Annotated in this window: 18 protein-coding genes; 8 read left to right on the forward strand and 10 right to left on the reverse strand. The window is 63.7% G+C overall.

The window, feature by feature from the left end; all coding sequences use genetic code 11:
* Nucleotides 1-71: 71 nt before the first annotated feature.
* From Q9Q95_RS10555 to Q9Q95_RS10575, 5 genes are read left to right on the forward strand one after another with little or no spacing between them, the layout of a single operon-like run.
* Entirely contained in the window at nucleotides 72-413 is a 342-nt protein-coding gene (locus Q9Q95_RS10555; RefSeq protein ID WP_371876737.1) for an ArsR/SmtB family transcription factor, read from the forward strand.
* Nucleotides 410-814 (forward strand): arsenate reductase (glutaredoxin), encoded by a 405-nt coding sequence (gene arsC, locus Q9Q95_RS10560; protein ID WP_306096753.1) that lies wholly within the window; start codon nucleotides 410-412, stop codon nucleotides 812-814. The genes Q9Q95_RS10555 and arsC overlap by 4 nt, the downstream gene beginning before the upstream one ends.
* Nucleotides 811-1,317 carry a GNAT family N-acetyltransferase gene (locus Q9Q95_RS10565; RefSeq protein WP_306096755.1) on the forward strand — a complete coding sequence of 169 codons (507 nt, stop codon included), beginning with the start codon at nucleotides 811-813 and terminating at the stop codon, nucleotides 1,315-1,317. Before arsC ends, Q9Q95_RS10565 begins: the two co-directional genes overlap by 4 nt.
* Nucleotides 1,314-2,048, forward strand: coding sequence for an arsenical resistance protein ArsH (arsH, locus tag Q9Q95_RS10570; RefSeq protein WP_306096757.1), 735 nt, complete (start codon nucleotides 1,314-1,316; stop codon nucleotides 2,046-2,048). Before Q9Q95_RS10565 ends, arsH begins: the two co-directional genes overlap by 4 nt.
* Nucleotides 2,045-2,722, forward strand: coding sequence for an aquaporin (locus tag Q9Q95_RS10575; protein WP_371876738.1), 678 nt, complete (start codon nucleotides 2,045-2,047; stop codon nucleotides 2,720-2,722). Before arsH ends, Q9Q95_RS10575 begins: the two co-directional genes overlap by 4 nt.
* A gap of 455 nt (nucleotides 2,723-3,177) precedes the next feature.
* Here the strand turns inward: Q9Q95_RS10575 and Q9Q95_RS10580 are convergent, their stop codons facing one another.
* The 3 genes from Q9Q95_RS10580 to Q9Q95_RS10590 are packed head-to-tail and all read right to left on the reverse strand — an operon-like array spanning nucleotide 3,178 to nucleotide 7,865.
* Nucleotides 3,178-3,582, reverse strand: a complete 405-nt coding sequence (locus Q9Q95_RS10580) for a hypothetical protein (protein WP_306096759.1) — start codon at nucleotides 3,580-3,582, stop codon at nucleotides 3,178-3,180.
* Nucleotides 3,573-6,110, reverse strand: coding sequence for an RHS repeat-associated core domain-containing protein (locus Q9Q95_RS10585; protein ID WP_306096761.1), 2,538 nt, complete (start codon nucleotides 6,108-6,110; stop codon nucleotides 3,573-3,575). The genes Q9Q95_RS10580 and Q9Q95_RS10585 overlap by 10 nt, the downstream gene beginning before the upstream one ends.
* 30 nt (nucleotides 6,111-6,140) lie before the next feature.
* Nucleotides 6,141-7,865, reverse strand: a complete 1,725-nt coding sequence (locus tag Q9Q95_RS10590) for a hypothetical protein (protein ID WP_306096762.1) — start codon at nucleotides 7,863-7,865, stop codon at nucleotides 6,141-6,143.
* A gap of 758 nt (nucleotides 7,866-8,623) precedes the next feature.
* On the opposite strand from Q9Q95_RS10590, the gene Q9Q95_RS10595 reads away from it, so the two are divergent.
* From Q9Q95_RS10595 to Q9Q95_RS10605, 3 genes are all read left to right on the forward strand, one after another.
* Nucleotides 8,624-8,989 (forward strand): helix-turn-helix transcriptional regulator, encoded by a 366-nt coding sequence (locus Q9Q95_RS10595; RefSeq protein ID WP_306096763.1) that lies wholly within the window; start codon nucleotides 8,624-8,626, stop codon nucleotides 8,987-8,989.
* A gap of 85 nt (nucleotides 8,990-9,074) precedes the next feature.
* The gene (gyrB, locus tag Q9Q95_RS10600; RefSeq protein WP_306096950.1) at nucleotides 9,075-11,630 is read left to right on the forward strand and encodes a DNA topoisomerase (ATP-hydrolyzing) subunit B; all 2,556 of its coding nucleotides are present in this window, start codon (nucleotides 9,075-9,077) and stop codon (nucleotides 11,628-11,630) included.
* Between the two features lie 160 nt (nucleotides 11,631-11,790).
* Nucleotides 11,791-12,909, forward strand: a complete 1,119-nt coding sequence (locus tag Q9Q95_RS10605; RefSeq protein ID WP_306096765.1) for an alpha/beta fold hydrolase — start codon at nucleotides 11,791-11,793, stop codon at nucleotides 12,907-12,909.
* A 92-nt stretch (nucleotides 12,910-13,001) separates the two neighbouring features.
* Here the strand turns inward: Q9Q95_RS10605 and Q9Q95_RS10610 are convergent, their stop codons facing one another.
* From Q9Q95_RS10610 to Q9Q95_RS10640, 7 genes are all read right to left on the reverse strand, one after another.
* A complete protein-coding gene (locus Q9Q95_RS10610) occupies nucleotides 13,002-13,289 on the reverse strand; it encodes a DUF3325 domain-containing protein (protein WP_306096766.1) in 288 nt (95 codons plus the stop codon).
* A complete protein-coding gene (locus tag Q9Q95_RS10615) occupies nucleotides 13,286-14,872 on the reverse strand; it encodes a PepSY domain-containing protein (RefSeq protein WP_306096767.1) in 1,587 nt (528 codons plus the stop codon). The genes Q9Q95_RS10610 and Q9Q95_RS10615 overlap by 4 nt, the downstream gene beginning before the upstream one ends.
* Nucleotides 14,869-15,183 carry a hypothetical protein gene (locus Q9Q95_RS10620; RefSeq protein WP_306096768.1) on the reverse strand — a complete coding sequence of 105 codons (315 nt, stop codon included), beginning with the start codon at nucleotides 15,181-15,183 and terminating at the stop codon, nucleotides 14,869-14,871. The genes Q9Q95_RS10615 and Q9Q95_RS10620 overlap by 4 nt, the downstream gene beginning before the upstream one ends.
* Nucleotides 15,180-17,468 (reverse strand): TonB-dependent siderophore receptor, encoded by a 2,289-nt coding sequence (locus Q9Q95_RS10625; protein WP_306096952.1) that lies wholly within the window; start codon nucleotides 17,466-17,468, stop codon nucleotides 15,180-15,182. Before Q9Q95_RS10625 ends, Q9Q95_RS10620 begins: the two co-directional genes overlap by 4 nt.
* 122 nt (nucleotides 17,469-17,590) lie before the next feature.
* On the reverse strand, nucleotides 17,591-18,607 hold the full coding sequence (rtcA, locus tag Q9Q95_RS10630; protein WP_306096769.1) for an RNA 3'-terminal phosphate cyclase: 1,017 nt from the start codon (nucleotides 18,605-18,607) through the stop codon (nucleotides 17,591-17,593).
* Nucleotides 18,604-19,452, reverse strand: a complete 849-nt coding sequence (locus Q9Q95_RS10635) for a nucleotidyltransferase domain-containing protein (protein ID WP_306096771.1) — start codon at nucleotides 19,450-19,452, stop codon at nucleotides 18,604-18,606. Before Q9Q95_RS10635 ends, rtcA begins: the two co-directional genes overlap by 4 nt.
* A gap of 39 nt (nucleotides 19,453-19,491) precedes the next feature.
* Nucleotides 19,492-20,715 carry an RtcB family protein gene (locus Q9Q95_RS10640; RefSeq protein ID WP_306096772.1) on the reverse strand — a complete coding sequence of 408 codons (1,224 nt, stop codon included), beginning with the start codon at nucleotides 20,713-20,715 and terminating at the stop codon, nucleotides 19,492-19,494.
* Nucleotides 20,716-20,857 lie beyond the last annotated feature (142 nt).

Genomic DNA, 20,857 nt, shown 5'->3' on the forward strand with positions numbered 1-20,857 from the left:
CACATTCGTAATTCTTCGATTACTCTCGAAGTATGTGGACAGCCGGGGCACTCTTCGATAATTCTCGAAGAATGTTGACTCCATCCAATGCTGTCGAATCCCTGGCCGCCCTGGCCCAAGAACACCGGCTCGCTGCCTATCGCTTGCTCATCCAGGCCGGTGAGCCCGGGCTCTCGGCTGGCGCTATCGCCAAACGGCTTGACCTGCCCCCGAGCTCGCTGTCCTTCCATTTGACCCACCTGGCGCGCGCCAAGCTGATCGAGCAGCGGCGCCAGGGACGCTCACAGATCTACCGGGCCAACTATGTCGCGATGACCGGCCTGATCGATTTCCTGACCGAGAATTGCTGCGGTGGCGCATCGTGCGGCCCGCGCGTTGCCTGCGCGACCATAGCTCGGGAGGATGCGGCGTGAGCGAGGTCACCATCTGGCACAACCCCGCGTGCGGCACCTCGCGGAACACGCTGGCGATGATCCGGGCGACTGGCGTGGAGCCGGCCGTTATCGCGTATCTAGAGACCCCTCCGTCGCGCGCCAGGCTCGAAGGGCTGATCGCCGCGGCTGGGCTGACGACGCGCGCGCTGTTGCGGCAGAAGGGTACGCCCTATGGCGAGCTGGGGCTCGACGATGCGAGCCTGAGCGACGCGGCGCTGCTCGACGCGATGCTCGCGCACCCGATCCTGATCAATCGTCCTCTGGTGGAGACTCGGCTCGGCACCCGCCTGTGCCGCCCGTCCGAGCTGGTACTCGAGATTCTGCCGGGTCCACTGCCCGCCGACTTCGTCAAGGAAGACGGCGAGGTCGTGCGCGCATGATCGTCCGCGACGCACGCTCGGACAACGCGCCCCGAATCGCCGCGATCTACGCGCACCATGTACTCCATGGCACCGCAACCTTTGATACCGAGGCCCCGTCGGTCGATACCTGGAGGGCAAAGATCCTCGACATATCCGCCCGGGGGTGGCCGATGCTCGTGAGCGAGCGCGGTGGCGTCGTCACGGGCTATGCCTATGCCACGCAATTCCGCGACCGCCCCGCCTATGCGGCGACCTGCGAGAACAGCATCTATGTGGCACCCGATGCGCTCGGCGGCGGGATCGGTTCCGCGCTGCTGCGCGAGTTGCTGGCCCGCGCCAGCCAGGCGGGCTTCGAGCAGATGATCGCGGTGATCGGCGGAGGCGAACCGGCCTCCGTCGCGCTCCATGCCAAGCTGGGGTTTGCCCATGCCGGTCGGATGCGCGACGTCGGTCGCAAGTTCGGGCGGCTCCTCGACACCGTCTATATGCAACGCACGCTGAGCGGGGGCGTCGGCATATGAGCGCGCTGCCAAACGTCGATCCAACGTTTTTCGACGAGGCGCTGACGCAGATGCTCGACGCACCCAGCACCGCGTCCCATCCGCCCCGTGTCCTGCTGCTCTACGGGTCGTTGCGCCAGCGCTCTTACAGCAAGCTGCTGACGCTGGAGGCGGAACGGCTGTTGCAGGCCTTCGGGTGCGAGACGCGCGTGTTCGATCCAGCCGGCCTTCCGCTTCCCGACAGCGTCGCGAGCGACCATCCCAAGGTGGCCGAGCTGCGCGCGCTGTCGCTCTGGTCCGAGGGACAGGTCTGGTGCTCGCCCGAGCGGCACGGCGCGATCACCGCCATCCTCAAGGCGCAGATCGACTGGCTGCCGCTCGAGGACCGCGGAATCCGCCCCACCCAAGGTCGCACGCTCGCGGTAATGCAGGTTTCCGGCGGGAGCCAATCGTTCAACGCGGTCAACACGCTGCGCCTACTCGGCCGCTGGATGCGGATGATCACCATTCCCAACCAGTCGAGCGTGCCCAAGGCCTATGCCGAGTTCGAGGACGACGGCCGCATGAAGCCCGGGCCGCTGTACGACCGCGTGGTCGATGTGATGGAGGAACTGGTCAAGTTCACCCTGCTGACGCGCGGCCGCAGCGCGTATCTGACCGATCGCTATTCGGAGCGCCGCACAGAAGGTCGTTCTCCGGCGGGGGCCGAGCATCTTGCCGCCCTTTCCGAACCGGCGGCGGCGGCCGAGTGACCGAGCCGCTCGGGCGCCGCCTGCTGGCCGAAGGTATCGGCTCGGCGATGCTCTTCGCTGCGGTGGTCGGATCGGGGATCATGGCGGAGCGCCTGGCAGACGGCAACCTCGCCATCGCGCTCCTGGCCAACAGCGTGGCGACCGGGGCCATTCTGTTTGTGCTGATCGCAATTCTGGGTCCGATTTCCGGCGCGCACCTCAACCCTGCCGTTTCTTTGGTCATGGCCTTTCGCGGCGAGCTGATCTGGCGCGATGCCGCGCCCTATGTGCTGATTCAGCTGTTGTGCGGCATCGCCGGCGCATGGCTGACGCACCTTATGTTCGACGCCCCATTACTTCAGATCTCAACTCACTCGCGGGCCGGGCCGGGACAATGGATCGGTGAAACTGTCGCGACGTTTGGACTTGTCCTCACCATCTTGGGTACCGAGCGACAGCGCCCGTCCCTGGTGCCTTCCGCCGTCGCGCTGTACATCACTTCTGCCTATTGGTTCACCTCGTCGACCAGCTTCGCCAATCCCGCGATCACTGTCGCGCGTAGCCTGACTAACAGCTTCTCCGGCATCGCTCCGCGCGACGTGCCGATGTTCATTCTCTTCCAGCTCGCTGGCGCGCTTTTTGGGCGCGCTGACAGTGAATGGGTTACTTCCGAAATCGTTCGCAAAAGCAGTTGAGCGGCCGCTATGTACGAGCCCGCTCCCAGAAGCGGACTGACCGCTCACGGCCCATTCCTGCCGTTTGGTTTTCATAGGGGTCACCATCGTCAAGCGGAAATCGGTAGATTTCCGCCACTTTCGACGATGAAGGCGAATTGACCTCCACATCTCGTCCCACAATTATTCCCGGCTTTGATGGAACGCCGTGGCATGCCCTGGCGCCTGCAGTCGCGCTCATCGGTATGTAGGTTGATTACGCCGCCCGTTTAGGTCGGCTTTGGGCCGCAAGCGGACCGGCAGCTCTCAGGCTGGAAGATGCCGAAAGCTGCCATTCGTTCATAGGCTCGTGCTGTCAGGCACAGCGTAGAGCTCGTCCTCGGACATTCGACCATCATGCCAAGTCCGGGATACGGCCTTTGCCACACGCCACCCACTCGCCCCGCCCGCTCTTCACAAGGCCGCAGGCGGAAACGTCACTTGCTCGGCGGCAGCGCTGTCAGGTCGATTTCAGAAAATCTGACGGTTCCTCCGTAGCGCTCGTCGTTTGGTCGGATGCTGATCTTGGCCTTTCCGCTGACGGTCAACGCTCCGCTCATGGCTCTTTGCTTTTTGATGAGCTCTACAAAATACGGCTTGTAGGATTCATCTTTGGAAATATTGGAATCATATTCGATCCAGAAGACAACTTTCGGACAGCTCGGAAATTTGCCGATATCTCCATGCGGGGTTGAAGTGATATCGAGGGAAACCGATCGGATTTCCTCAGGAGACACGTTCTTCTCCAGGCAGGTAAACCGCGTCGCCTCTTGCGGTCGCGCCATGCAGCCGCCCGAAGGCGACACTGCCAGCGCAGCGGAAAGAAGTTTGATTATCTGCATGACGGATGCCTCGGATTGGCCCTGCACGCAGCCGAGACGGAACCTTCGGCCGCGCTTTCGATCTGCTCAGGGGTGAGCGGGTTTTCCCTGCGTCCTGCGAGACGATTGAAGCCCTGACGCGCAGCGTCTCCGGTCGTGAATCCGCTCCGCTCGTTTGCGAGCCGTTCTGCTCCCGTGGTCGGCGGCTTCATGTGCTCAGGGTCGGTTTCGTGCGCGATCGTCTCGCCCAGATACTCGTCGACGGTCAGGCCGAAGCTGGCGTGCAGATCAACTGCATCCGAGTAGACGGTCAATGTGTCGTTGCCGATACTCGCAGCGACCGAGCGGCCCCCTGTCTGATGGACCTTGTCGCCGGCAATTTTCAGCGTGCCGGTCCCGGGCTCGCCGATCACGGCTAGCGCCTGATCGATCCTCTTATATTGCGTCGAATCCGTCGAGAAGGAATCGCGCGCGCGGATCAGCGCCTGGCGCGCCGATTCGAATTGCTTGCAGTTAGCGCTTGCAAGGCACGTATAAGCGCCGGACGGGTCGCGATTGTTGAGGGGATCATTTCCGACATAGGCATAGAGATTCATCTGATCCTCGTAGCCGATCGGATCGGTCTGCAAGAACCTTCCCAGGGTCGGGGAATATACGCGCGCCTTGTAATGATACATGCCGAGCTCGGGGATCCAGGCCTGGCCGGTATATTGGAAGCGTCCTGCATTGGTCGCGTTGGGAATACCGTATTCGTCATAGGCATTGACGTGAGTCACGTTGCCGGTTCCATCCGTGACGGTGGTCACCGATCCTTGATGGTCCGCGTAAAGATAACCGGGCGAGGAGACCCCCGAACCTTCGTACCAGACCAGCGGATCATCTTCATCGTCGCTGTGGGCATAACGCCTAAGCAGCGTGCCCGTGCCATCATATTCCGCCACGAGCGCGTCGCCGTCGTAAAGGAACCGGGTCGTGCCGGCGTTGCCCGCAGTCTGGAACAGGCGCCCGAGAGGATCGTAGGTCAGCGTTACTCCCGACGAGGTGGTGAGCAGGCGGTTCTCGGCGTCATAGGTGTAGCTTCTGGTGCCGTCCCCGGTCAGATTGCCATTGGCGTCATAGCTGAAAGTCGCGGGGCCGGCAGACGTATATTGGTTTAGCCCGTTCACGCCATAGGTGCGGTTGGCATTCAACTGATCGGTGAACCGGTAAGCGTCATTGTCGCGCGTGCGCGACACGATCTGGCTGGCAGGATTATAGGCAAGCGTGGCGGTGACGCCATAGGAAGTGCCGGGATGAACGTTCGCGATCGAGCTGAGCCGGGAAGCGCCGTCATACCCGAAGTCCGAGTAATTGTTCCAGCCGCCGCTGACCCATCGATAGAGAATGTCGACCCGGCCCGCCGCATCATAAGGCGGGTAGAAAAGCGGCGTCGTGGCATTCAGCGCGGCGTAATAGACCCGCCCCATGCCATCTCGATAATATTCAATGAAGTTGCCGTCGGGATAGGTGAGCCGCGTCCGCGCGCCGTCCGCGTTGTGAAGATAGGTCAAGGTGCGGGCGACGCCGCCCATGTCGTTCGTGTTCGAGATCTGCTGGCCGAACCCGTCATAGGCATTGGTTATCCCCTGTCCTGACGCCGAGCCGAACCGCGCATAGGTCTGCAATCCGCGCAGGTCATAGCCGTAATAGACGTCCTGGCCGGTCGGCAGATCTTTCAGCGTCATGCGATCGAGGGCGTCGAAGCTGTAGGCGATGACCTGGCCATCGCGTTTCCTCAGGCTCGTCCGGTTTCCGTTCGCGTCGTAGCCATAGGCTTCATAGTCGTTCGAGGAAACGGTCCCGACCGTGCTCGGCGAGGGAAAGTTCCACCGGACCCGCCGATCATGCCCGTCATAGGTGAAACTCGCCTTGTTCCCGTTGGCGTCGGTGACGCTCGTCTGCTTTCCGTTCGCCGAGTAGGTGTAGGTTGCATAATCCTGTTGGAGCGAGGTGCCATAGGCTTTCTGCACGGTCAGCAACTGGCCTGCAGCATCGTAGAGGCTACGCGTGATCCGATCCGGGCCATAGGTCCCTTCGGCACCGGGAGTACAGGCGCTGGCAGGGAGTGTGGCGAACGCGGCGGAGTTCATGCGCACCGCCGTGCACTCGAGCAGGCCATGCGTGTCGTAACTATATTGAACGACACCATAAACGGTACCGCCGCCCGATACGCGCTCGACCGTTTTGCGGTTCAGCGAGTCATATTCGGTATCGACCTGGCCGGTGACATTGAAGCCGGTCCAGTTGGCCGGCATCACGCTCTCGCCCTGCCACGTTGCCAACTCACCCTTTTCCACGCGTACCAGCCGACCGGAAGCGTCAAACGTGTTGCGCACCGCCTGATAGCGCAGCCCACCCCCGCCATCGGGATCCGGCGCGATCGTGCCTACGACACGGCGCCCGGCATCGTAGCGGGTGGCATAGGTATAATCGGACGGATTTTGCTGCGCCGAGGCAACCGGCGCCGCAAGCACGCTCGTCGGCATCAGAATCATCTTGACCAGTTTCACCAGTGCGCTCCTTGCCAGGATGTCGTGCAATTAGTTGCTTGGGCAGCTGACCAGACCGGCCCCGGGCTTCGTCTCGCGAATGCGGTTGCCTCTCGCGTCATATCCGTAGCAGGTTCGACGGACGGCGCCGTCGGCACTGACGGCTACGCTGCGGAGCAGCAGATTTTCGTCATAATCATAGGTTGTGGTGATTTCCTCGGCCGTGCCGGCACAAGCCGCGACTGAACGGCACTCCTTCATCCAGACCCGCTTCCAGATCGGACTGCCGGCCATCATCTGGCCGTCCGACCCCATGTAGGTCGCGGAGAGCTGTTGATATCCGTATCGGCGCACGGCACGTATCCCGGCCGAATCCGCGGGCAGCGCTTCGGTAAGGATGCCGCCGTGCGACGCGTCATAAGTGAAGTCGGTGCGTCCGCCGTTTGCATCGATTATATAATCCGGCTTGTTGCAGACCCTGAAATTGGCCGGCAGACAGGCGTCCGGATAGCTTGCGGACCAGGTCAGGGTCGGCAGCCCCGATCCGGGTTTCGGCACCTTCTGGACCGAGCGGATGTTCGAGCGGGAATCGCGCCCATATATCAGCTTGTTGCCTTCGGGATAGGTAACTACGCCGACGTTCTTGTTGACGTATCTGTAGAAATTCCCCGCGCGGAACGTCGATCCTCCATATTGATACGTCGTCGGCCTCGATAGCTTGTCGGTGATGGTCACCGTTGAAGACCCGATAGTGGACGTATATATCTCGCCGGCGGGATCTGTAACCGAGATCTGGCTGTTGCCGGTATAGGTGTAATTCCACGCGCCTCGTGGCGTCTCGACTTTTTTAACCCGATCGCAATATTGGGGGGTCTGTCCCTGCGATCCTGATATATTGATGTATCCGCTCAAGAATGTGGAACAGACGGCGCTTTCGACTGTGTAACGAATGAACTCGCCGCTGGCATAATGGACCCCGTTGGCCAACGTGAAGTTGCGCCCTCCGGCGACGGTGACCTGTCTGGAATTGTTGACGATCGGACCATACGTCACCGCCGGCCAAGACGCGTCTGCCGCAGGGCAGGTGTTCGCACCGTTGCTGCAGTTTATGTATCGCCTGTTCGTCAGTATTGCATCACCGTCGTTGACCTGATTGAGCTGAAATCCGTCGCTTGAGGTGATGGATACAACGGACTTCATTGTGGTTGTCATATTTGCAGCGAATGGCGAGTAGTTATACACCAAACGCCTTCCATCTGATTCGCGGATTTCAGTCAGATAATGCGTCGGCGCGTCCAGACCATTTCCGAGATAGGGATATTTGGAAAATATCCATTCACGTCCGTCCGTGTCGTAAACATGGTATTGTTGCGCACTGGAATCGTAACTGAATATGGATCCGTCAGTGAGCGGGCTCGTCTGACCATATTCTACTCTGTTGCCGAGATTGAAAGTCATGAAGCTCGACTGACAAGAGCCATATTCTCCTGGGACGCATATCGTCCTGACTTCGCCGCCAAGCTCCGTGCCGTAGGGCTTGTATGACGCCGTATGCGTAAGGCTGGGGCTATCCGGATCGCCGATCGACAGAGTCACGTAACTATCCGTTCTCGCACCGCTCGTCAGATCGACCGAGACCTCGTCGATCAGGCTCACCGGCATAACCGGCATCTTGTCGTTCGACCCGCCGAATTGCGCGAGGCACGTCGGCGCTCCGATCAACAGGCATGCGCCGGTTGCGAGCGCGGTCGAAAATTTAATCGACTCAATACTCACGATTCTCTCCTGCCAGGTCGATGTTCGAGCCTATGGGAACTGGTAGAACGCCATCTCTGGCGCTTCGGCGGAATTGATGTTTATAGCCTCGCACCTCGGCGCGACGTTCTTCATGACCGGGCAGTCGCGCCGCGGCCGGGCGCACGTCGCACTCGCCCCCGCACTGTCTTAATCTTTATGCCGCGCAGGCGATTTGACGGACCGCATCCGTCGGTCATGAATATTTGGATACTAACTCCCCCCATCATTTCCGATGCTGCGCGCCTGACCTGAGCCGGAATTCTAGTTCTTCTATAAGTCATAACGGCCGTCAAGGCCGAAGTCGGGCGGAAGCTGCGGTATAAGTATTGGCTTTCAATCACTTCTCTTCGGTCATGGCAGAACCGCATGCCACTAGTGGGTGCGACGCGCAGCACCGTGAACAAACGGCAGCTTTAGGGAATATGCTCAGGAGCCTAGAACGACCGACTCTGGGGCGCTTAGCGGCAGCTATAGCCGCTCGGTCCCCGGAAGCAGACAGGTGGCTTTCCACCATTAGCAGACGCCCCCTCCACGCGCCGAATTCGCTGGCAATGTAGGATTTGATCCGCTTTTGTTCCGGAATGCGCGACTCTCGACCCTCCCGTCCGGCGCGGCCCTTTCGCCGCCCTCCGCTTGACTCGCACACACGCGAACGAGTCAAGCAGGCGTCAAGCCGCACCCCTGCCGAAACCGCCACGAACGGCGGAAATCCGCCATCTCCGAACCCAACCGAAAGGTTGGATCCGGCGCGTTTCGCCGCTTTCGCCAACCTGATGGTTGGCTATCGGCTCGATACGGTTTTCCACGCGCTCGCCGACCCCACCCGCCGCGCGATGCTCGCGCGGCTCGCCGGGGGCGAGAAGCCGGTCGCCGAGCTGATCCGCGGCTTCCCGATGAGCGATGCCGGCGCCGCCAAGCACCTCGCCGTGCTCGAATCCGCCGGGCTCGTCGGGGGGCGGCGCGAAGGCCGTCGCCGGCTCTGCGCGCTGGACACCGACCCGCTCGGCGAGGCCGCATTGTGGCTCCGGCGCTGGCAACTGCCGGAGAGCCCGCGCATCGCCCGGCTCCGCGGGATGCTCGATGCCGCCGAACGTCTCGCGTGACGCCGCGAGGCAACCCGCCGCCAGGCTGCGCGAAACCCGCGCCGCGCCGCCCATTTCGCTTTCGTTTCACGCGCCCCGACCCTATATGCTCGGCATGGCAAATACCGACGACCAGACTCCCGAAAATCTCCCCAACGCGAACGCCTACGGCGCCGACAGCATCAAGGTCCTCAAGGGCCTCGACGCGGTGCGCAAACGCCCCGGCATGTATATCGGCGACACCGATGACGGCTCGGGCCTCCATCACATGGTGTTCGAGGTTTCGGACAATGCGATCGACGAGGCGCTGGCCGGGCATTGCGACAAGATCATCATCCAGCTGAACGCCGACGGATCGGTCTCGGTCGAGGATAATGGCCGCGGCATCCCGACGGGGATCCACAGCGAGGAGGGCGTGTCGGCCGCCGAGGTCATCATGACCCAGCTCCACGCCGGCGGAAAGTTCGAGAACACGTCGGACGACAACGCATACAAGGTCTCGGGCGGCCTCCACGGCGTCGGCGTCTCGGTGGTCAACGCGCTCAGCGAATGGCTCGATCTCAACATCTGGCGCGACGGCGAAGAGCATTACATGCGCTTCGCTTATGGTGACGCCACCGCCCCGCTCAAGGTGATCGGCACTGCCCCGGAGGGCAAGAAGGGCACCCGCGTCACCTTCCTCGCTTCGACCGAGAAGACCCCCGGCGACGGCGGCACCTTCAAGAACCAGATCGAATATGATTTCGAGAAGCTCGAGCATCGCTATCGCGAGCTGGCGTTCCTCAACTCGGGCGTCCGGCTGTTCCTGCGCGACGCGCGGCACGAGGAAGTCAAGGAAGTCGAGCTCTATTATGAAGGCGGCATCGCCGCGTTCGTCAAGTGGCTCGATCGCAACAAGACTCCGCTGATGCCCGATCCGGTGGCAATCGCCGGCACGCGCGACGACGTGACGATCGACGTCGCGCTCGAGTGGAACGACTCTTATTACGAGAACGTCCTCTGCTTCACCAACAACATCCCGCAGCGTGACGGCGGCACCCATCTCGCGGCGTTCCGCGCGGCGCTGACCCGCACGATCAACAATTATGCCGACAAGTCGGGCGCGCTGAAGAAGGAGAAGGTCACCCTGACCGGCGACGACATGCGCGAGGGGCTCACTGCGATCGTCTCGGTCAAATTGCCCGATCCGAAGTTCAGCTCGCAGACCAAGGACAAGCTCGTCTCGTCCGAGGTTCGCCAGCCGCTCGAAAGCCTGATGGCCGACAAGCTCGCCGAATATCTCGAGGAGAACCCGCAGAACGCCCGGATGATCATCCAGAAGGTGATCGACGCCGCCGCCGCGCGCGAAGCCGCCAAGAAGGCGCGCGAGCTCACCCGCCGCAAGGGCGTGATGGACATCGCCTCGCTGCCCGGCAAGCTCGCCGACTGCCAGGAACGCGATCCCGCCAAGTCCGAACTGTTCCTCGTCGAGGGCGACTCGGCCGGCGGCTCGGCCAAGCAGGGCCGCGACCGCCACTTCCAGGCGATCCTTCCCCTGCGCGGCAAGATCCTCAACGTCGAGCGCGCGCGCTTCGATCGCATGCTCTCCAGTCGCGAGATCGGCACGCTTATCCAGGCGATGGGCACCGGCATCGGCCGGGACGACTTCAACCTCGAGAAATTGCGCTACCACAAGATCGTCATCATGACCGACGCCGACGTCGACGGCGCGCACATCCGCACCTTGCTGCTGACCTTCTTCTATCGCCAGATGCCCGAGATCATCGAGGCGGGGCACCTCTACATCGCCCAGCCGCCGCTCTACAAAGCGAGCAAGGGCCGCAGCGAAGTCTATCTCAAGGACGATTCGGCGCTCGACCAATATCTGGTCGATGCCGGGGTCGGCGGGAACGTGCTCGAAACCGCGGGCGGCGCGCGCAGCGGCCAGGATCTGCGCGACCTGGTCGAACATGCCCGGCGGATGCGCACGCTGATGCGCTACGTACCGCGGCGCTATTCGTCCGACATCATCGAGGCGCTGGCGCTCGGCAATGCGCTCGATCCCGCCGCGACCCGCGAAGCGCGTGGCGAGAGCCTCAAGACCGTCGTCACGCGGCTCGACGCAGCCGACATGGATGCGCGCTGGTCGGCGCGCGTGACCGACGATGGCGGCTATCATTTCGAGCGGCTGTGGCGCGGCGTGACCGATCACCACATCGTCGAGGCGGCGTTCCTCGTCTCGGCCGAGGCGCGCAAGCTCCACGCGCTGGCGAGCGAGCAGGCGGCGAGCTATCTCACGCCCTCCAAGCTGGTGCCGTCCAGGGCGGTCCCCGCCACCGAGATCGAGGCCGCGGCCGCGCTCGAAGGCGAGGAGGCCGACGAGCCGGTGACCGTCGCCAAGGGCGAGGCCCTGGTCTCGCGCCCGAGCCAGTTGCTCGATGCGATCCTCGCCGCGGGGCGCAAGGGCCTGTCGATCCAGCGCTACAAGGGCCTTGGCGAGATGAATGCCGAGCAGCTCTGGGAAACCACGCTCGATCCGACCAACCGCTCGATGCTGGTGGTGCAGGTCGATCAGGCCGACGTCGCCGACGCGATCTTCACCCAGCTGATGGGCGACGTGGTCGAGCCGCGCCGCGAATTCATCCAGGAGAATGCGCTGAGCGTCGCCAATCTCGACGTCTGATTGCCGCGCCTGGCGGATCTGGTCGGCCCCCCAGAGGCTGTATCCGAACGGGTCGCGCCGCGATCGGCTCGCGCCCGAAGGCGCTCCAGTCATGCGCGAACCGCATCGGTAGTTTATGCAGAGTCGACAAAGGACGACCGACTATTGAACAGAGGCAGGCATGATCCCCGATTTCACCGAGAACGGATACCTGCCAGCGGGCAACTACAAGGCCAAAGCCACCGATTTTATAGCGCGATTCACCGATTACCAAGGGCGCCGACACTTTTCCGACCTGCTTCTTGGACTAATCGACTATGCCCGCGCCGCGCATGCGAGTGCGATACTCTTCGGCGGTTCGTTCATCACCAATAATCCCCGGCCAAATGACATCGATTGCGTCATTTTGTTCGGGAAAGCGGACATGATCCCGACGGTCCGCCCTACCCTCATTCAGGGTGGCGGCTCGGTGGACATCTATTTCGCGTCCGCCGACAACCCCGACATCGTATCAAGCTTCCGGAAGCTTTTCTCGACTTCGAAGAGCGGAGAGAATGTCGGCACCATCGAGATCGAGCTGAGCGGCGCGACTTCTTTCGAGATGTTTTCGGAGGCGAGCGCAGAGATGCTTGCGCTCGCAATGCACTTCTACGGGCATCGACACGCGGTCCACACCCCTCAACCTCGCAAAGTCCTGATCCCGATCCATGGGATCCTTACGCATGCCGAATGGTATACCGATGTTTCTCTGCTGGGCAGCTTGAGCGGCTGGGTCGTCGCTCCGTTTCTGTATGGCTTCCAGCAGCCTACGGTATTCCTCGATGTCAAAAAGCGCAGGCAGATAGTCACGTTGTTCCGCGATCATCTGATCGACGTCTGCCAGTTGTGCGAAACCAGCTCCGTCTCCGTAATCGCGCATTCTTTCGGCACCTATGTCGCCATGAACTATATTCTGGGCTTCGATGACCCCCCGACCAGATTTGACACGCTCATCCTGACGGGCGCGATCATCGACGAAAATCTGGAACTTGAAAGGCTCAACGGCAAAATTGGCCACATGCTCAACGAAATTGCACCCAACGATGAGTGGGTGGATTTGGCAAAGCGGGCGAATTTTTCTCGAGACGAACTGTTCGGCAGAGCCGGGACCGTGGGTTTCAGCCAATCCAGCGAGCGCCTCATCCAGCACCGATCGGAAATATTCTCGCATACCAACGTGATCAAGCGCGACATCATAAAGTCACGTTGGTTACCGACGCTTGAAGCGAATCTGGGGTCGGTCGACCGTGATCGTCGATGATCGACCTCGAGGTCCATCGAGCAGGTGCCGGGTCGGACTCCGCCCGTGCTCGACGAGGCAGCGGAACCTTCGCCGCCGGCGCGGGCCGGCTGTCAGCAATGCCGGTCGGGACCTCGCGGCGCGTACAGGTTGAGCGCCAGAAACACGATGCCGGCCCCCAGCATCAGCACGCCGGCCCATAATATCGGGCCGAACACCGCGCCGCTCGCCAGCACGGCAAACGGAAAGGCCGCGGCGACCAGCAGCCACCCGGCGATCCGCATCTGCCGCCGCAATCCCGGATCGGGGCGTCGGCCGAAGCGGCGCTGGTGATGTTCGTCGGTGGCGAGCCCGAACGACAGGAAGGCAGCGACCGCGCAGAGCAAGGAAAGCAGGCTCATTCCGCGGGCTCCAGCACGGCGGGCGAAGGTGCCGACGTCCGGCCGCGCGGCTTGCGTTGGACCGGCCGATGCCGTGCGACCCGCGACGCCGTCGCGACGAACGCGATGCCGAAGACGAACATCGCGGCGTCGGTCCCCGCCAGCAGCCAGTCCCCCTGCGCGATCGTCGCGACAATGCCCCGCGGGGTGGCGACGAGATTGTAGAAGGGCAGCGCCGCCAACAGGATTCCGGTGGTGCCGAGCAGGATCGTCCACGCGATTTGCGGCCGCCGGACCAGCGCGAGGAGCAAGGCCGCCAGCCAGGCGAGGAACAGGATATGGGCCTCCCAATCCCCGCGCCCCTTCATCGCCACCGGGAGCAGCCGATTGGCCCAGAACATCGCGGCGATCCCGAGCGGGAAGCCGGCGATCACTGCGACATTGAGCCGCTCGACCAGGCGGAAGCCGAAATGGGGTCTCGCGGGATCGGGCAATTTCTCGCGCCTTTTCACCGTCCACAGCACCAGCCCGCTCGCCACCATCACGCTGCCGGCGACGCCGCACAGGAAATAGAGCCAGCGCAGGCCATAATCGGCGAAGCGCCCGGCGTGCAGCCCCACCATTGCACCCGCAGTCTCCGCCGCACCGCCCGGCGCTGGCGACTGCCAGATCAATTTGCCGGTCGCGCCTTCATAGGTCAGGCTCGGCGTGCGCGCGGAAAGCATCGAGGAGGGTGCGCGGCTGATCTTCACGCGCGCCGCCGCGTCGCCTGGCATGCGCACGTCGATGAAGCCCACCGGCGCACCCAGCCGGCGCTCGGCATCCTGCACGATGCTGGCCAACGGGACGAGCGGCACGCGTTGCCCCGATCGCTCGACTTCGGGCGCTTCGGGAAACAAGGTCTCGAACATCTTGGCATCGTCGCTGTAATTGGCGACCACCGCCCACGGCATCAGCATCGCCATCAGCGTGACCAGCCCGGTATAGGTAATCATCAGATGGAAAGGCAGCGCGAGCACCGCAGTGGCGTTGTGCCCGTCGAGCCAGCTGCGCTGCCCCCTGGCGCGGCGCAGCGTGAAGAAGTCCTTGAAGATCTTCTTGTGGGTGACGATCCCGCTCAGGATCGCGACCAGCATCATCATCGTCGCGAGCCCGACCAGCCAGCGCGCCCAGAGCACCGGCATGTAGTAAAGGTCGAAATGGAAGCGATAGAAGAACTCGCCGCCGCGCGTCTCGCGCGCCGTGGCCGGTTCGCCATCGGCGCCGATCAGCGCCTGGTTGTTGCGCCGTCCGCGCCGCCGCGGCGGCTCGCCCTTCTTCGGCTCGGGCTGCCAGAAGAGTTGCGCGCCGGGGCTGCGTGCGCTCGGCATCGAGATCAGCCAGCTCTTCGCGTCGGGCGCCTTCCTGTCGAGGAAGCGCTGCGCCCCGGCCAGCACCTGCATCGGCGCCTCGACCCGGGCGAGCTCGGGCCGCATCCAGCGGTTGAGCCCCTCACGCCAGAACGCCATCGTCCCGGCGACGAATATCGCGAACAGCAGCCAGCCGAGCAGCAGCCCCGACCAGGTGTGGAGGAACGCCTGCGATTGGCGAAAACCCTTGTTCATAGCCGCCCCGTCGCTCCGATCGACGCCCATGCGATCGCCCCCGCGACCGCGCCGAGCACTGCCAGCGTCCACACCGCCCGCCAGCCGCTGCGCGCGGCGAACGCCCACATCGCCGCCACCGCGCAGATCACGAACGCCACCAAGGTCGCGATGATCGTCGCCTCCGAGCGCGCGCCGGGGATCACCCGCGCGAGCGCCATCGCCCACAGGCTCGCCACGCCATAGCCCAGAGGGATCGCGGCGAGCACGCGCAGCACCAGGTCGCCGCGCTTTGCCCAGGGATTGCCGGAGAGGCGACCGGCGTCGCTCATTCGAAGGTGAGCCGGATCGTGCCGAACACGCTGCGCGGCGTGCCGTAATAATTGCCGCGCCCGGTTGCCGAGATGCGCGAATAATAAGTGCGGTCGAGCAGGTTGTTGGCGTTGACCGAGAGCGCGATCCGCTCGCTCACTTTATAGCCCGCGCGCAGATCGACCACGGCATAGCTGCCCTGGCGCACGATCGTCGAGATCACGCGCTGGCCGTTCACCGGATTGATGTAGGACGGGTTGCCGCCATAGGTCGCGTCGAACCAGGTGATGCCGCCGCCGAGGCTGAACCCGCGCAGCGCGCCGTCGACCGGCGCATAGTTGGTGAACAGCTTCACCATATGCTCGGGGATGATCGGCGTGAGCGGGATGCCCTCGAACGCAGTGTTGGCGTCCTCCAGATATTTGGTCTTGGTATAGCTGTAGCCGCCGTTGATGCGCCAGCCCGGCAGGATCTCGCCGCCGATCTCCGCTTCGATGCCGCGCGCGCGGACCTTGCCGACCTGCAGATAGACGGTGGCGTCGTCGGGGTCGTTGAACAGGCGATTGGTCTGCTCGATCTGATAGGCGGCGAGCGAGAGCAAAAGCCTGTCGTTCATCAGCGACAATTTGGTGCCGCCCTCGAACTGCGCACCGACCAGCGGCAGCACGTCCGAGCCGTCGGGCTTGCGACGGCCGCTGGGCGCCGCCTGCGGCGAGAAGCTGTCGGCATAGCTGGCATAGAAATTGAGGTTGTCGGTCGCGTCCCAGACGATGCCGGCATAGGGGGTGAACCGGCCCTCGATCCCCTGCCGGGTGCGGTTGCCGCGGGTCGGCAGCAGCACCTGGTTGCTGCTCTCCCACCAGGCCAGGCGGCCACCGCCGGTGATCGTCAGCCCCGCGACCGGCGACAGGCGGAGCTGACCGTACAGGCCATATTGCTCGACCACCGTATTGGTCGCGCCATAGACCTGGAGCACGCAATTGACGGGCGCAGGCACGATCGGCGTGCTGGTCGCCGGGCACGTCGCCCCGCTTCCTTGCACCGGGTAATAAGGCAGCGGCCCATAGGGGTTGAGCGGCGGCTCGGTCGGCGACACCGGATCGAACACGTTGATCCGCGCATAATTGGACAGGCGGGTATAATAGCTGTCGTAATCCTGCGCCTGATAATCGGCGCCGAGGATCAGCGTCTGGTCGCGGCCGAACAATGGGAAGCTGCCGATGCCGTTGAAGTCGAATGCAGTGGTCTTGGCGAAGCTGTCGCCGCGATAGGCGATGTGATTGGTCAGGCCGTTATTGGGTGCGCCGGTGGCCGGCGGGTTCGCCGGCGTGGTGATCGCCTGGCTGCCGATATAGCTGTAGACGTCGATCCGCTCGACATCGCTGTAGAGGCCGCTGGCGCGCAGCGTCCAACGATCGCTGATCCGGTGCGTCAGATCGGCATAAGCGGTCCAGCTGTCCGAGCGGAAGCGATTCCAGTCGGCGCCGAGATAAGTCGAGCGGTCGACATCGAGCAGCCGCCCCTCTCCGCCGCTGGTCGTTCCGGCATAGCCGGGCAGGCCCGACTGGATCGCGGGCTCGTAACGATCATAATTGCCGCCGACGGTGAAAGTCGTGTCGGGACCGAGCTCGACCGACAGCGTGCCGAAGCCGGCGAGGCGGAAGCGGTGCGCGGTGTCGAAGAACTGGTCCTGATCCTGCACCATCGCGCCGGCGCGGACGGCGACCCCGCCGCCGAGCGGCGCCGAGACGTCGAGTTCGCCGCGGAAATTGTTCCAGCTGCCATAGCCCGCCGATGCCTGCAGCCTGAAGCCGTCGAGCGGGCGCTTGCGCACCAGATTGATGCTGCCCGCCGGATTGCCCGATCCGCTGAACAGCCCGGCCGGGCCGCGCAGCACTTCGAGCCGGTCGTAGAAGAACAGGTCGGGCACGACCGAGGGGAAGTTGAAGGCGAGCGTCGAGACGCCGTCGACCAGATAATTGTTGATCGCGAAGCCGCGCGACATGAACGAGGGGTCTTCGCTGCCGACCCCGGTCACGGTGATGCCGTTGGCGGCGGTGAGCGCGTCCTCGAGCGACAACAGGTTCTGCGCCTCGATCTGCGCGCGATCGATCACCGTGATCGTGTTGGGAACGTCCTTGAGCGGCGTGACGGTCTTGCCGACTTCCTGGCCATAGCTCTTGCCGACGACGAGAATTTCCTCGGCGCGCTGCGCCGTAACATCAGGATCGGCTGCGGGATCTTCCTTTGCGCAAGCGGGAAAGGCCACGCCGATCACCGCGACACTGGCAAGCAAGACATTCACGATACGCAACGCAGCGACCCCTTTTCTATTGATTCGCTGCGGCGCAATAGCGTTGATGTTTTTGCGAGTCACTATCAATAACGCATCCGAGAATGCGCAGATGTGAGGGTTGCGTTAGCCGCCTATCGCAGCTCCATCACATGCTCACCGCCGGACTGCTGGACGAAGACCGGCCGGCGCCCGAGGAAGCGACCGATGATGTCGGCCGCGGTCAGGCTGTGCTGGCTCGGTTTCACCGTGGTGAAGCGACCTCCTCCCGCGAGTGCGAAGGGCAGCAGCAACTGGTCCGCCAGATAGGGTCCGGCGAACGCATCCGAAGCGAGGAACCCGGCCATGCGTTGGGCCGCGGTTTTCGCCAGCGATTCCGCCGAAAGCCCCAGCCTGCCGAAGCCAGTGACGATCTCGGTCGCGTGCTCGAACTCGGCCTCGAGCAACAGCGCGTTGCCCGGCCCCTGTTCCTCGGGAAGCTGGCGCACCGAAAACGCCGCTTCCGGCCAATCGGGCAGGAGCTGCCGTGCGGTCTTCAGTTCGCGCTCGGCGATGTCGAACGGCAGCCCGGCGAACAAGGCCGTCGCCGAAACCGACCGAAGCGCGCCGCGATCGAGGCAGTCGATCGGCTCCAGCTTGCCCGGCACCACATCCACTTCGATCCGCCCGCCGCCGCGCGGGTAGAAGCCGTGGCGCACCAGCCGCAGCTCGATCCCGGCCCCCATGCGCCGGAGCACCGGCACGAATGCCTTCGCGATGAAATCGAACGGCGGCGCCAGCATGTTATGGGTGCCGCCCTCGAGCACGAGACGCGACGGGCCGCCGGCGAGCAGCAACGGCATCAGCACGGTCTGAAAGACCAGTCCGGTGCTGCCCGCGGTCCCGACCGCGAAATGATAGTCGCCCGGCACGACGCGTCCCGGCGTGAAGGCGATTTCGGACGAGCCGACCGACACGCCTTCGCAGGTTGCACCGCCGATCCTGCACGCCGCCTCGATCGCGGTGACGTGCTGGCGCATCAGCCCCGGCTTTTCGCGCTTGCCGCGCACATTGGTGATCCGAAAGGGCTTTCCGGTGACCAGCGACAGCGCGCAGGCATTGCGCACCACCTGCCCGCCGCCCTCGCCTTCCGATCCATCGATGATGATCATGAATTCACCAGTTCCACAAAGAGTTCGCTCGCCAGAGCTTCGGCATCGGCGCGCATCGGCGCCGCCTGCAATTCGGTCACCCGCGCCAGTTCCTCGGCGATGAACCGATCGATTTCGGGCACGCGCGTTCCGTTCGACCTTTCGTTCGTCCGGCTTTTCGCCTCGACCAGTTCGGCGATCCGATCGGCGAGCGAAGCCGGCAGATCGGTCACCGCCACCAAAGCCTGCAGGTTCATCGGCGGCCGCACCGTCGGCGCGAGCCGCAATGCCCGCACCGCCAGCGCGGGCCGCAGCGCGTAGAAATATTTCTTCACCGGCACCTCGCCGGAGCGATCGAGCCAGCGGTTCGACTGCGATCGCCCGAGATTGGCATAATGATGCGCCAGCGCGCGCGGATCGAGCAATGCGTCCGCGAGCGTCGCCAGCCGGCCGATGAAGCGATCGTCGGGCCGATAGCGGATCGGCGACTGCATCCACTCGCTGACCACGGCATTGGATTTGAGCAGAAGGCCGAGCGTCTTGCGTACGTCCCAGCCGTTGAGATCGATCTCGTCGACGATCGGATGCTCGATCACGTCGCGGCCGGGCACCAGCGACAGATACCAGTCGCGAGGCCGCACATAGACGAAGCGCACGTCATAATCGCTGTCCGGCGACGGAAAGCCCCATGCCCGCGAGCCGGACTCGACCGCCATCAACAGGCGTACGCCCGTCGCTTCGACCGCGTCGAGCCGTTGCTCGATCTCGCGCCGGACGGCGGGATCGATGGGATCGATGGGATCGATGGGATCGATGGGATCGATGGGATCGATGGGATCGATGGGATCGTGAACCTGTACAGTCATGGGAAATACCAGAAAGGGGTGGCGGTGCGCGTCAAGGACTCAGCCCTTGACGCACACCACCTGCTTCAGCGTGTGGACGATCTCGACCAGATCGGCCTGGGCGGCCATCACTGCCTCGATCGGCTTATAGGCCTTGGGCGTCTCGTCGATCACGCCCGCATCCTTGCGGCATTCGACGCCCGCCGTATCGGCGATGTGCTCGTCGAGCGTCACCAGCTTCTTCGCCGCGGTTCGCGACATCACCCGCCCCGCGCCATGGCTGCAGCTATCGAACGATTCCGGATTGCCCAGCCCGCGCACGATGAACGACTTCGCGCCCATCGAACCCGGGATGATGCCCATCACGCCCTTGGCGGCGCGCACCGCGCCCTTGCGGGTGACGAGGACATTCTCGCCGAAATGATTCTCGCGCTGGACGTAATTATGGTGGCAATTGACCGCCTCCATCTCCGCGTCGAACGGCTTGGCAATCTGGCCCCGCAGCGCGCGGATGACGTTGGTCATCATCATCCGCCGGTTGAGCGCCGCAAAGTCCTGCGCCCAGCCGACCGCCTCGACATAATCGTCGAAATGGTCGGTCCCTTCCGGGAAGTATGCCAGATCCTGATCGGGCAGATTGAGGTGCCATTTGCGCATGTCCTGCTTCGCCAGCTCGATGAAGAAGCTGCCGATCGCATTGCCGACGCCGCGCGATCCCGAATGGAGCATCACCCACACCCGCTGTTCTTCATCGAGGCAAAGCTCGATGAAGTGGTTGCCGGTGCCCAGCGTGCCGAGATGCACGAGGTTGTTGGTGTTCTTCAGCCGCGGATATTTGTCGGCGATCCGCTGGAAGCGCGCGGCGAGCGTCGCCCACGCCTCGACGATCGCCGGCGGCGGGCTGCCCCACGAACCGGTGTCGCGCTTGCCGCGACCGACCGACCGGCCGTGCGGCACCGCCTGTTCGATCGCGCTGCGGATGTTCTCGAGATTGTCGGGCAGGTCGCTCGCCATCAGCGAGGTCCGCGCCGCCATCATCCCGCACCCGATATCGACGCCGACCGCAGCAGGGATCACTGCACCCTTGGTCGGGATCACCGAGCCCACGGTCGCGCCGATGCCGACATGGACGTCGGGCATCGCCGCGACGTGCTTGAACACGAACGGCATCTGCGCCGCGCGCGCCAGCTGGGCACGCGCCTCGGCCTCGACCGGCACGCCGCGAGTCCACATCTTGATCGGCACGCCGCCCTCGACGTGCTGGTAATCGTACATTGCGGTCATCGCGACCTCCTTCGTCCTTCGTATCAGCCGGTCTGCGCAACCTGCGCTACGCCCCGTGAAATCCTTGGGGGCAGCCGGCCCATTCCGGCCGCCCCGCGCTGCTGCTCGCCGGAAGAAGTGTTCGACTGCTCCGTCCGGCGCC

Source organism: Sphingomonas sp. DG1-23 (genome assembly GCF_030730875.1).
Classification (GTDB): Bacteria; Pseudomonadota; Alphaproteobacteria; order Sphingomonadales; family Sphingomonadaceae; genus Sphingomonas.

Excerpts from the sequence above, each read along its gene's own strand:
- Q9Q95_RS10555 (WP_371876737.1), top strand. The coding sequence starts at position 72 with ATGTTGACTCCATCCAATGCTGTCGAATCCCTGGCCGCCCTGGCCCAA.
- Q9Q95_RS10565 (WP_306096755.1), top strand. The coding sequence starts at position 811 with ATGATCGTCCGCGACGCACGCTCGGACAACGCGCCCCGAATCGCCGCG.
- arsH (WP_306096757.1), top strand. The coding sequence starts at position 1,314 with ATGAGCGCGCTGCCAAACGTCGATCCAACGTTTTTCGACGAGGCGCTG.
- Q9Q95_RS10580 (WP_306096759.1), bottom strand. The coding sequence starts at position 3,582 with ATGCAGATAATCAAACTTCTTTCCGCTGCGCTGGCAGTGTCGCCTTCG.
- gyrB (WP_306096950.1), top strand. The coding sequence starts at position 9,075 with ATGCTCGGCATGGCAAATACCGACGACCAGACTCCCGAAAATCTCCCC.
- Q9Q95_RS10605 (WP_306096765.1), top strand. The coding sequence starts at position 11,791 with ATGATCCCCGATTTCACCGAGAACGGATACCTGCCAGCGGGCAACTAC.
- Q9Q95_RS10610 (WP_306096766.1), bottom strand. The coding sequence starts at position 13,289 with ATGAGCCTGCTTTCCTTGCTCTGCGCGGTCGCTGCCTTCCTGTCGTTC.
- Q9Q95_RS10615 (WP_306096767.1), bottom strand. The coding sequence starts at position 14,872 with ATGAACAAGGGTTTTCGCCAATCGCAGGCGTTCCTCCACACCTGGTCG.
- Q9Q95_RS10620 (WP_306096768.1), bottom strand. The coding sequence starts at position 15,183 with ATGAGCGACGCCGGTCGCCTCTCCGGCAATCCCTGGGCAAAGCGCGGC.
- rtcA (WP_306096769.1), bottom strand. The coding sequence starts at position 18,607 with ATGATCATCATCGATGGATCGGAAGGCGAGGGCGGCGGGCAGGTGGTG.
- Q9Q95_RS10635 (WP_306096771.1), bottom strand. The coding sequence starts at position 19,452 with ATGACTGTACAGGTTCACGATCCCATCGATCCCATCGATCCCATCGAT.
- Q9Q95_RS10640 (WP_306096772.1), bottom strand. The coding sequence starts at position 20,715 with ATGACCGCAATGTACGATTACCAGCACGTCGAGGGCGGCGTGCCGATC.